Raw genomic sequence first — 11,785 nt, forward strand, 5'->3', positions numbered from 1 at the left:
GAGACGCCCGCGACCACTGACCATCAGTCGAGGCGATGCTACCCAGGCGGGCCGACAGGTGGTTCGGTGGCGTGAGTTGTCGGGGCGAGCGGGTAACTTTGTAAGACGATGAAAAGCGCTGCTCCCAATCCGTCGCTGCCGGGTCTGGCCACTGGAAACCTGCAGGAAAACACCCGTACGCCCTCGCGGCGTGCTGTTGAGCTGCTCGATGGGCTCAACCCCCAACAGAGGGCTGCGGTGCTGCATGCGGGGTCACCGCTGCTGATCGTCGCCGGCGCCGGGTCGGGCAAGACCGCGGTGCTCACCCGCCGGATCGCGTACCTGCTCGCCGAGCGCGACGTCAGTCCCGGCCAGGTACTCGCGATCACCTTCACCAACAAAGCGGCCGCCGAGATGCGCGAACGAGTGGTCGATCTGGTCGGTCCCCGGGCTCTGCGGATGTGGGTCAGCACTTTTCACTCCACCTGCGTGCGAATCCTGCGCGCTCAGGCGTCGCTGCTGACCGGGATGAACTCCAACTTCTCGATCTACGACGCGGACGACTCGCGCCGGTTGCTCGGCATGATCGTGCGCGACATGGACCTCGACCCCAAGAAGTTCAGCCCCCGAGGGGTCGGGATCGCGATATCCAACTTCAAGAACGAACTGGTGGATCCGGACGGTGCGGCCGCGGCCGCCGAGGAGAGCGGGGAGCCGGCCGCGCAGACGATCGCCCAGATCTACCGGCAGTACCAGCAACGCCTGCGCGCCGCTAACGCCTTCGATTTCGACGATCTGATCGGCGAGACGGTCGGGGTGCTGCAGGCTCATCCGGAGGTCGCGGAGTACTACCGGCGCCGATTCCGGCACGTCTTGGTCGACGAATACCAGGACACCAACCATGCGCAGTACGTGCTGGTGCGGGAGATGGTCGGAACGGGAAGCGTCGGAAACGTGAGCCCTTCGGAACTGTGTGTGGTGGGTGACGCGGATCAATCGATCTATGCCTTCCGCGGTGCCACCATCCGCAACATCGAAGAGTTCGAGCGCGACTTCCCGGACACCGAAACCATTCTGCTGGAACAGAATTACCGATCCACACAGACCATCCTGTCGGCCGCCAACGCGGTGATCTCCCGTAACGCGGGCCGACGCGAGAAGAAGTTGTGGACCGATTCCGGTGACGGCGAACTGATCGTCGGCTACGTCGCCGACAACGAGCACGACGAGGCCCAGTTCATCGCCCGTGAGATCGATGCCCTCACCGACACGGGCGAGTTCCGGTACTCGGACGTCGCGGCCTTCTATCGCACCAACACCGCCTCGCGTGCGCTGGAAGAAGTGTTCATCCGGCTCGGGATCCCCTACAAGGTGGTCGGTGGGGTCCGGTTCTATGAGCGCAAAGAAGTCCGGGACGTCGTGGCGTACCTACGGGTGGTCGCCAATCCGGACGACCAGGTCAGTCTGCGTCGCATACTGAACACTCCCCGTCGTGGCATCGGAGACCGCGCGGAAGCCTGCGTGGCCGTCCACTCGGAGAACGCCGGTATCAGTTTCTACCAGGCGCTGATCGATGGGGCCGAAGGCAAGGTGCCGTTGCTCAACACCCGTGCCACCAAACAGATCTCCGGGTTCATCGAACTCATCGAGGGCCTGCGGAACGACTTCCTCGCGAGTTTCGGTGCGGCCGGGTCCGACGGCGCCGACGTGGCGGCAGTCGATGCGGGTAGCGAGGCCGGCGACATCGGCGAACTGGTCGAGGCCATCGTCGAACGCACAGGTTATCGGGACGAGCTCGAGGGCTCATCGGATCCGCAAGACGGTGCCCGACTCGACAACATCAACGAATTGATCTCGGTGGCAAGGGAGTTCAGTGCCGAAGCCGCGGCTGCCGAACCGCCGGAGACGCAACTGGACAACGGCGACGACGACGGTCTGACACCCGACGACGGTGAGCCGGAGCCGGGGTCGCTGGCGGCCTTCCTCGAACGTGTGGCCCTCGTGGCTGACGCCGACCAGGTGCCCGACGACGAGGACGGTGTGGTGACGTTGATGACGTTGCACACGGCGAAGGGGCTGGAGTTCCCCGTCGTTTTCGTCACCGGTTGGGAAGACGGTCAGTTCCCGCACATGCGGGCTCTCGGTGACCCCGCCGAGTTGTCGGAAGAACGCAGGCTTGCATACGTCGGCATCACCCGTGCCCGCAAACGGCTGTACCTGAGCCGGGCGATGGTCCGCTCGGCGTGGGGATCGCCGATGCAGAACCCCGAATCGCGCTTCCTGCAAGAGATCCCGCAGCATCTCATCGATTGGCGGCGCACCGAGCCGCGGCGTGGGATGGGGCGCATGACCAGCGACGGTGGCCGGGATTACGGCGACAACGGCCGCGGTTTCGGAGAGGGTCGTGGATTCGGTGGCCGTTCATTCGGGTCGGGTTCGCGGCGCCAGGAGTCGTTCGGCTCGCCGACCCGTGGTCGCAACAAGCAGGTTCACGTGACCGTTGGCGACCGGGTGACCCATCCCAAGTACGGGATGGGCAAGGTGGTGGGCAAAGAAGGAGCCGGCCCCACCGAGCGCGTCACCTTCGACTTCGGAAGCGCCGGAAGGATCACCCTCATGTCACTGGGTGGTCTGCCCGTCGAAAAGCTGTAACCGAGTAGGTACTCGGTCGACAGTTACGCCGAAAGCTGTTGTGGCGCAATCGTTCACGGGAGCTGCGGGTGCGGTAGTAGCGGGGTTCGTGAGCGCTCGGCTTACTGGGCGACGCTCGGTCTACGGATAACGCGTTGACGCGTTCAACGAGCGGGCTCCGGGGGCGCTCGCAATACTGGCTCCTGCTCGCTCTGCGGGTATCGCTTTGACGAGTTTCCCGAGCGGCCGAACGGGAGCGCTCGCAATACTTGTGCCTGCTCGGTCTGTGGATGCCGCGTTGACGAGTTTTGCGGGCGGGCTCGGGGGAGCGCTCGCGTTGCTGGCCCCTGCTCGGTCTGCGGGTATCGCTTTGACGAGTTTCCCGAGCGGCCGAACGGGAGCGCTCGCAATACTTGTGCCTGCTCGGTCTGTGGATGCCGCGTCTACGAGTTTCGCGAGCGGGCCCGGGGGAGCGCTCGGGTTACTGGCCCACGCTCGATCTACAGACACCGCATCGACGGGTTTGAGCGCACGCTTGCGCTCCGACGTGACAGGGAGAAAAGCTCAGCTTCCGGTGTAGGAGGCCAGGCTGATGCCGTGGGCCGCGAGCCATGGAGCTGGGTCGATCTTCATGGTTCCGTTCTTCCACACCTCGAAGTGGAGGTGGGGGCCGGTGGAGAAGCCTTCGCTGCCGACTTCGGCGATCTTCTGGCCGGCGATGATCTTGTCGCCCTTCTTGACGAGCACGCCGCCTGCGGACATGTGCCCGTACATGGTGACCGTGCCGTCTTCCGCCTGGATCTGTACCCAGTTGCCGTACCCGGAAGCGGGCCCGGCCTCGATCACGACGCCGTCGGTGACGGCGTGGATGGGAGTGCCCAGGGGCGCGGCGAGGTCGATGCCACCGTGGAACGAACCCCAGCGGTTCGCGTACGTGGAGGTGAAGGTGTACGCGCCGGCCGGGATGGGGGCAGCGAACAAGGGGATGCGCGCGGCTTCGTCTTGCGCATGCGCTGCTTCAGCGAGTTCCTGGCCGACAGCCAGTTGCTCGGTGAAGGTGTCCATGTTGGCCGGTGCGGGCGCAGCGGCGATTCCGGCGGCAAGACTCTCGTCTGTGCTGATCGGGTTCACCACGGGCGTAGGAGCCGCGGACTGGGTGGGCTCGGCAGCAGGCTGTGCGAACTGACCTGTGGCGGCGGCGACGGCAGCACCGGCCGCAACAGCCATCAGCGCTGCACGTCCCTTGAAGGCCTGCGGCGGCGCGGCGATGCGGTGTTTACCGCCGGTGCGGCGCGGGGAAGTCTGTTTTTGTGGCGACCACGACGTCTCATCGGCTGCGGGTGCAAAATCATCGAACTCGGCGCCATGGACCTCGAAAGGATGATCATGGAGAATCTCGTCGAGTTCGACCTCGGCGACGATGATGTCTTGCGTGATCTCGGCCGGGCGCGGGGCGTCGTAGGCATCGCGGTCGAATCGGCGGGCACCTGCCCGACGACGGCCGCCGTCAACGCTGGCGTTGCGCCACTGGGTCAGCGGCCCGTCGGCGTACTCCTCGAGACCGAAGTCATCGATGGGAATGATCGACGTGATGGAGTTGTCGTGCGGATCACCGGGTCGTTCGCCGTCGATGGTCCGAGCCGAAGTGCGCGAATGCGCAACATCGCCGGTGATCGAATCGCGAACTACCAACAGCTTGAGCCTTTCTGACAACTGGCCCGCGCCGATGAATGTGATCCGCGCAGGCGGTACGGAAACTCGATGTGACGGATCCGTGACCTTCTGACCTCAGGAACGGTAACGAAATGATTGCGACGACCGCAACCGGACGCGAGAATTGCTGTGATGTTGTGAGGCGCATCACAGATACGTTTAGGTGCTGTTCACGGCTGCGTCGCAGGTCGGCGCGATCGGCGACCGGTGAGCGGTAACAGGCGGCACCCCGAGTGATCTGTGGCACAAGCTGCAGGGAGTAGTGATCGTGGCTGTTCGGCGCGACGCTAAGGTCGCTGTGGTTCGCAACACCAACAGCGGACAAACCTACGAGATGGTGAGCTGAATGGATCTCTTCGAATACCAGGCGAAGGAGCTCTTCGCCAAGCACGAGGTGCCGACCTCGGCCGGCCGTGTAACCGACACGGTCGACGGCGCGCGTCAGATTGCCGAAGAAATCGGCAAGCCCGTGATGGTCAAGGCACAGGTGAAGGTCGGTGGCCGCGGCAAGGCCGGCGGCGTCAAGTACTCGGCAAACGTCGATGAGGCCGTCGCGAATGCCGAATCGATTCTCGGCCTCGACATCAAGGGCCACGTCGTCAAGAAGCTGCTGGTCGCCGAGGCCAGCGACATCGCCGAGGAGTACTACATCTCCTTCCTGCTCGACCGCACCAACCGCACCTACCTGGCGATGTGCTCGGTCGAAGGTGGCGTCGAGATCGAGGTGACCGCCGAGGAGAACCCCGACGCACTCGCCAAGATCCCCGTCGACGCCGTCAAGGGTGTCGACCTCGCGTTCGCGCGCAGCATCGCCGAGGCAGGCAAGCTGCCCGCCGAGGTGCTCGACGCAGCAGCCGTGACGATCCAGAAGCTGTGGGAGGTCTTCATCAACGAAGACGCTCTCCTGGTGGAGGTCAACCCGCTGGTCCGTACGCCTGACGATCAGATCCTCGCCCTCGACGGCAAGGTCACCCTCGACGCCAACGCTGATTTCCGCCAGCCCGGCCACGAGGCGTTCGAAGACAAGGACGCGACCGACCCGCTCGAACTCAAGGCAAAAGAGAACGACCTCAACTACGTCAAGCTCGACGGACAGGTCGGCATCATCGGCAACGGTGCCGGACTGGTCATGTCCACGCTCGACGTGGTCGCATACGCCGGAGAGAAGCACAACGGCGTCAAGCCGGCGAACTTCCTCGACATCGGTGGCGGCGCCTCGGCCGAGGTGATGGCCGCCGGACTCGACGTCATCTTGGGCGACGAGCAGGTCAAGAGTGTTTTCGTGAACGTATTCGGTGGCATCACCGCGTGTGACGCGGTCGCCAACGGCATCGTCGGTGCGCTGAAGAAGCTCGGCGATGATGCCAACAAGCCTCTGGTTGTGCGTCTCGACGGCAACAAGGTCGAAGAAGGCCGCAAGATCCTCGCCGACGCCAATCATCCTCTGGTGACGCTCGCCGAGACCATGGACAGTGGCGCCGACAAGGCCGCCGAACTGGCGAGCAAGTAGGAGCAGCAGATCAATGTCGATTTTTCTGAACAAAGATTCCAAGGTCATCGTTCAGGGCATCACCGGTGGTGAGGGCACCAAGCACACCGCTCTGATGCTCAAAGCAGGCACCAAGGTCGTCGGTGGCGTCAACGCCCGCAAGGCCGGCACCACCGTCAGCCATGACGGTGGCGTGGAGCTGCCCGTGTTCGGCACCGTGTCCGAGGCCATCGAGAAGACCGGCGCCGACGTGTCGATCGCTTTCGTGCCGCCGAAGTTCGCCAAGGACGCGATCATCGAAGCCATCGATGCGGAGATCCCTCTGCTCGTGGTCATCACCGAGGGCATCCCGGTGCAGGACAGCGCATACGCGTGGGCCTACAACGTGGAGAAGGGCAACAAGACCCGGATCATCGGTCCGAACTGCCCCGGCATCATCACCCCCGGCGAGTCGCTCGTGGGCATCACCCCGGCGAACATCGCGGGCACCGGGCCCATCGGTCTGGTCTCCAAGTCCGGAACGCTGACCTACCAGATGATGTACGAGCTGCGTGACATCGGCTTCTCCACCGCAATCGGCATCGGCGGTGACCCGGTCATCGGCACCACGCACATCGACGCCATCGAGGCGTTCGAGAAGGACCCCGACACCAAGGTCATCGTGATGATCGGTGAGATCGGCGGCGACGCGGAGGAGCGGGCGGCCGATTACATCAAGGCCAACGTCTCCAAGCCGGTCGTCGGGTACGTCGCGGGCTTCACCGCTCCCGAAGGAAAGACCATGGGCCATGCCGGCGCCATCGTCTCCGGCAGCTCGGGAACCGCTCAGGCCAAGCAGGACGCACTCGAGGCGGCCGGGGTGAAGGTCGGCAAGACGCCGTCCGAAACCGCCGAACTCGCACGCGAGCTCTACAAGAGCCTGTAAGCAGACAGAACACGAAGCGCCGGTCCTCGAAAGGGGACCGGCGCTTTGTGTTGTTTGCACTCCCATCCGGTGCGGCCGGTCGACGACCATCCATGAGGGCACGCGAACAACCCCACAAGTTCGGGGGTTCGGCGGCGTGCCCGGCGAGTAGTGTTCTCAGTCACGGCGAGTGAAAGAAGCGCGCGCATGACCGGTGGACCACTGCTGGACGGATTGCTGAGAACGGCGGGCTCGGCCTACTCCCTTGCGGTGCGTGTCCCGGTGGTCGGCGGTGTGCTGCAACGGCGCACCGAAGATGTTGTCGCGCTGGGTGAACGCGCGCTCGCTGCGGCCATCGTGGTGGCGCGTTCGTCGCTCAAGGTGATCATCCGTGAGGTGATCGATGCCCTGGTCGTCGAGGTTGACCTCACCGAACTGGTGCGTGGCCACGTGGACCTCGATCGGATCGCCGTGGGGATCGACGTGGACCGCATCGCGGCCCGGATCGACATCGACGCGATTCTCGACCGGGTGGACATCGACAGGATCATCGAAACCGTCGACCTCGACCGTGCCGTTGCCGGCGTGGACATCGACGCGGTCGCCGCGAAGATCGACGTCGACGCGATCATCGGGCGTCTCGATCTCATCGAACTGGCGAATCAGATCATCGACGGGGTCGATCTCCAAGCGATCGTTCGTGACTCGACCACCACGTTGACAACCGGTGTGCTCGAAGACGTCCGGACGCAGGGGGCACGCGCCGACGATGTGGTGGCAGGGGTTGTCGGACGACTGCTCGGACGTCACGATGGCAAGCGCGCTGCCCGCCCGGTCGAGCCGCCGGCCCGGAACGACCGGCACCCCGACGCCGGCTCCCTGAACGGAACATCGCCCCCGGCCGAGGTGATCATCGAGGTGCACCGACGTGTTCCCGACAAGCCTGGCGAGCGGTCCGGCGCCGCCACCGACGTCCCGGCGGACAGGGGATGACCGAAAAGTCGCGTGAGGTCGCCGAACCCCACCACACGGGCAGGGACGAGTTCGAGAGCAGGATCGCCGGCATCGTCAGTCGTGGTGTGGCCGCGGTCCTCGATGTCGCGACAGTCGCCGCGATCCTCGGAATCTTGTACCTGGGGGCGCTGCTGCTCGGACTGTTGTTCACCAGCGGGAACTTTAAGACACCAAACCCGAACGTGCTGTTCTCCGGAGTGGCGACGTATGTGGTCGCGGTTGTCTACCTCGCAGGCTGCTGGACGGTGTCGGGCCGCACAGTGGGTTCGGTTGCGATGGGCCTCGAGGTGGTCAACCGCAGGGGTGGTCGGCTCGGTCCGGTTCGCGCTTTGTTACGTGCCATGTTCTACACCACCTTCCCGATCGGCCTGCTGTGGGTTGCCGTGGACAGACGGCGCCGTTCGGTGCAGGACATCGTGCTGCGTAGTCGGGTCATCTACGCGTGGTGAGCCACTCGATTGGCGTGATCCCATAAAATCTGCCGGATTTTAACCCCTGGCCCGGAAATAGAGCAGGTCAACGACTTTCGTCTGCCCGGTGTCGCCTCGGCGCTTCCTGCTCGTGTTGTCTCCCGTCGTTACAGTCACTACGCGCGACCGCCGGTCGGTCGCTCATGTGCTCGGCCGCCTCGGCCGTGAGACGAAAGGGAACGGGTTGTCATGCGTTTGAGAAGGCTTGCCCTGCTACTGGTTCTGCCCCTGCTGGCCCTGGGGATGGCCGCGTGCGGCAGCGACGACTCGGACACGGTGAAGATCGGTGTCGCCGACGCCAGTGAAAGCTACTGGAATGTGTTCAAGCAGAAGGCTTCCGATGAGGGCATCGACGTCGAGCTGGTGAATTTCACCGACTACAACCAGCCCAATCCCGCGCTGGCCGAGGGAGAACTCCAGCTCAACGAGTTCCAGCACCTGCTGTACCTCGCCACATACAACGCCAAGAACAATCAGAACCTCGTGCCCATCGGTGCAACGGCCGTCTATCCTCTGCCGCTGTACTCGACCAAACACGCGTCTCTGGACGAGATCCCGCAGGGCGGCAGCGTGGTGATCCCGAACGACCCGACCAACCAGGCCCGCGGCCTCTTGGTGTTGCAGCAGGCCGGTCTGATCTCCCTGAAGAACGGCGGGTCCGCGTTCTCGACCCTGGCCGACATCAACGAGGGTGCGTCAAAGGTGAAGGTGACCGCAGTCGACGCCGGCCAGACCGCCCAGAGTCTTGATTCCGTGGATGCCGCGATCGTCAACAACAACTATGCGACGTCGGCAAATCTCGGCGCGGACAAGGTGATCGCTCAAGACGACCCGAACAGCGATATCGCCAAGCCGTACATCAACGCTTTCGTCGCACGCGACGAAGACAAGGACAACGCCGACTACCTGAAGTTGGCCGCGCTCTACCACGACCCCGAGGTGGAAGCGGCGGCGAAGAAAGACCTGGGCGCAAGCGGGGTCTTCAAGACGAACCCCGCGTCCGAACTGCAGCAGCTCACCGTCGAACTCCAGGAGCAGGTGAAGTCGAGCGGTGCCTGACGAACCCGCCATCTCGTTCCGGGGCGCCACCAAGCGCTTTCGCGGCAAAGGAGGCAAACAGCTCGTCGCGGTGGACGGGGTGGACCTGGACATCGCCCGCGGCGACATCACCGGGGTGATCGGATATTCAGGTGCTGGTAAGAGCACCCTCGTTCGGCTGATCAATGGTCTGGAAACCCCCGACGAGGGGCAGATCCTGATCGACGGCGAGGACATCAGCCGAGCCCGTGAACGCCAGTTGCGCCGCGTGCGCGGGGACATCGGCATGATCTTCCAGCAGTTCAACCTGTTCTCGTCGCGCACCGTTGCCGGCAATGTCGAGTTCCCACTGAAGGTTTCGGGCATGACGCGATCTGCGCGTGCCGCTCGCGTCACCGAGCTCCTCGACTTCGTGGGCATCGGTGACAAGGCCCGTCAGTACCCGCAGCAGCTGTCCGGTGGACAGAAGCAGCGGGTGGGAATCGCACGGGCACTGGCGACGTCACCGAAGATCCTGCTGGCCGATGAGGCCACCAGTGCGCTCGACCCGGACACGACAGCGGAGATCCTCGGGTTGCTCAAACGGGTCAACCGCGAGCTGGGCACCACCATCGTGGTCATCACCCACGAGATGGACGTGGTGCGTGACATCTGTGACCGGGTGGCCGTCCTCGATTCGGGGCGGCTCGCCGAGCAGGGTCTGGTGTACGACGTGTTCTCCGGGCCCGCGTCGCCGATCACGCGACGCCTGGTGCGTTCGGCGGTCGGTGATGCGCCATCGGGGGAGACGCTCGTCAGGTTGCGCTCCCGCCACAGCGGTCGATTCGTGACCGTTGCGGTACGGGAAACCGATTCCGGCACGGTCGATGTCACCGGAGCCCTGGCGCGGCCCGGCGTCCGGGCCACCGTGGTCTACGGCGGGATCATCGAACTGTCCCGGCGCCCGTTCGGTTCGTTGACATTTGCATTGCAGGGTGGCGACAGGGAGATCGACGCGGCGCTTGCAGACCTCCGCGAACTGACCGACGTCACCGAACATCCGGTGAAAGAGGAGGTGTAGCCCGTGTTCCTCGGCGACATCATCACTCCAGAGCTGCGGCCGATCCTGTGGGACGCAGTCATCCAGACCTTCCAGCTCGTGGGTTTCACGCTGGTGATCGGCGGCGTCATCGGGCTGGGTCTCGGTGCCCTGCTCTACGCCACCCGCCCGACCAATCTGCTTGCCAACACGGTTGTCTACAACCTTCTCAACGTGGCGGTCAACATCGTCCGGCCCATCCCGTTCATCATCTTCATCACGGCCATGGCACCGCTCACCAAAGAGGTGATGGGCACCAGGATCGGTACCGAGGCAGCGATATTCCCGATGACGGTGATGGCTGTGTTCGTGATCGGGCGCGTGGTGGAGCAGAATCTCGTGGCCGTCGACCCGGGTGTGGTGGAGGCGGCGCGCGCGATGGGTACAAGCCGACTTCGCACGTTGCTGACGGTGGTGATCCCGGAAGGTCTTGCGCCGCTTGTGCTCGGCTACACATTCATCTTCGTCGCGATCGTGGACATGTCCGCGATGGCGGGATACGTCGGTGGCGGGGGGTTGGGCGACTTCGCCCAGCAATACGGCTATCAGCAATTCAACTGGAAGCTCACCGTGGTGGTCATCGCGATGCTCATCGTGTTGGTGCAACTGGGTCAGTGGCTCGGGAACCGGCTGGCCAGGCGCGCGTTGCATCGTTGACGTGCGGTGTGACGGCTGGGCGAACCCGTTCCCGACCCATGGGTCGGGCGGGTAACCTCAGCAGGCGATGACCACTGCATCAGCCGGAACTCCTGACGGGCCCGCAGAGCCCGCGGATGATGACGTCCACGAGTCGTCGGCAGAAACCCCGTCCGGACCCGCTCCGGTCACACGCAGGGGTCTGGCGAAAGCTGCGCGGCGGCGGGAGTTGCTGGCCGCAGCGGCACGTCTGATGGCCGAGCGAGGATTTGCGGGGGTCCGTCTCGAAGACATCGGCGCCGCGGTGGGTGTCAGCGGTCCGGCGATGTACCGGCACTTCACGGGCAAGGACGCAGTCCTCGCCGAGATGCTCATCAGCATCTCGGAACGGCTCTTCGACGGCGGCCAATCGGTGGTCGCCTCCACCGACGGACCCGACGAAGCACTGGACGGTCTGATCGACTTCCACGTACGGTTCGCGACCACCGAGCCCGAGCTGATCCGCGTGCAGGATCGGGATTTCTCGTCACTCGCCTCCGAAGCCAGTCGCACGGTCAGGCGGCTACAGCGGCAGTACGTCGAACTGTGGGCCGACACGCTGATCCAACTAGATGGCTCGATACCCCGGCAGGAAGCGCGGACGCGGGTTCAGGCCGTGTTCGGACTGATCAATTCCTCGCCGCGACTCCCGGATCTGGATGCCCGGCGTCTGCACGTGATCCTCGCTCGGATGGCTCACGCGGCTCTGCTGAGTTCGTGACCCCGGTGGTGCGACACCGCTGACCAGAGGTGACAGAACGCGAGGACGCCCACGTGCTCATGGAGCGTCCCCG

General features: G+C 64.5%; 10 protein-coding genes. 9 read left to right on the forward strand and 1 reads right to left on the reverse strand.

The genetic code is table 11. The features are described 5' to 3' along the window. Positions 1–108 precede the first annotated feature (108 nt). A complete protein-coding gene (locus tag WIMU1_RS22050; RefSeq protein WP_062800408.1) occupies positions 109–2,631 on the forward strand; it encodes a UvrD-helicase domain-containing protein in 2,523 nt (840 codons plus the stop codon). Between the two features lie 543 nt (positions 2,632–3,174). On the opposite strand, the gene WIMU1_RS22055 is transcribed toward WIMU1_RS22050, so the two are convergent. Further along, positions 3,175–4,302 (reverse strand): M23 family metallopeptidase, encoded by a 1,128-nt coding sequence (locus WIMU1_RS22055; RefSeq protein ID WP_062800640.1) that lies wholly within the window; start codon positions 4,300–4,302, stop codon positions 3,175–3,177. A 367-nt stretch (positions 4,303–4,669) separates the two neighbouring features. Between WIMU1_RS22055 and sucC the strand changes: the two genes are divergently transcribed. The 8 genes from sucC (at position 4,670) to WIMU1_RS22095 (ending at position 11,712) form a co-directional block, all read left to right on the forward strand. Continuing rightward, positions 4,670–5,833 carry an ADP-forming succinate--CoA ligase subunit beta gene (gene sucC / locus WIMU1_RS22060; protein ID WP_023962681.1) on the forward strand — a complete coding sequence of 388 codons (1,164 nt, stop codon included), beginning with the start codon at positions 4,670–4,672 and terminating at the stop codon, positions 5,831–5,833. Between the two features lie 13 nt (positions 5,834–5,846). After that, complete coding sequence (gene sucD / locus WIMU1_RS22065; protein WP_023962683.1) at positions 5,847–6,737, forward strand: succinate--CoA ligase subunit alpha; 891 nt, start codon at positions 5,847–5,849, stop codon at positions 6,735–6,737. Positions 6,738–6,923: 186 nt separating this feature from the next. Then, the gene (locus WIMU1_RS22070) at positions 6,924–7,709 is read left to right on the forward strand and encodes a hypothetical protein (RefSeq protein ID WP_062800409.1); all 786 of its coding nucleotides are present in this window, start codon (positions 6,924–6,926) and stop codon (positions 7,707–7,709) included. Further along, positions 7,706–8,179, forward strand: a complete 474-nt coding sequence (locus WIMU1_RS22075) for an RDD family protein (RefSeq protein WP_062800411.1) — start codon at positions 7,706–7,708, stop codon at positions 8,177–8,179. The genes WIMU1_RS22070 and WIMU1_RS22075 overlap by 4 nt, the downstream gene beginning before the upstream one ends. A 210-nt stretch (positions 8,180–8,389) precedes the next feature. Continuing rightward, complete coding sequence (locus WIMU1_RS22080; protein WP_023962689.1) at positions 8,390–9,259, forward strand: MetQ/NlpA family ABC transporter substrate-binding protein; 870 nt, start codon at positions 8,390–8,392, stop codon at positions 9,257–9,259. Continuing rightward, positions 9,252–10,298, forward strand: coding sequence for a methionine ABC transporter ATP-binding protein (locus WIMU1_RS22085; protein WP_062800412.1), 1,047 nt, complete (start codon positions 9,252–9,254; stop codon positions 10,296–10,298). The genes WIMU1_RS22080 and WIMU1_RS22085 overlap by 8 nt, the downstream gene beginning before the upstream one ends. Before the next feature lie 3 nt (positions 10,299–10,301). Beyond that, positions 10,302–10,973, forward strand: coding sequence for a methionine ABC transporter permease (locus WIMU1_RS22090; protein ID WP_023962693.1), 672 nt, complete (start codon positions 10,302–10,304; stop codon positions 10,971–10,973). Positions 10,974–11,040: 67 nt separating this feature from the next. Further along, positions 11,041–11,712 carry a TetR/AcrR family transcriptional regulator gene (locus WIMU1_RS22095; protein WP_062800414.1) on the forward strand — a complete coding sequence of 224 codons (672 nt, stop codon included), beginning with the start codon at positions 11,041–11,043 and terminating at the stop codon, positions 11,710–11,712. The last annotated feature ends 73 nt before the right edge of the window (positions 11,713–11,785 follow it).

This window comes from Williamsia muralis NBRC 105860, assembly GCF_001598915.1.
In the GTDB taxonomy this organism is placed as follows: Bacteria; Actinomycetota; Actinomycetes; order Mycobacteriales; family Mycobacteriaceae; genus Williamsia; species Williamsia muralis.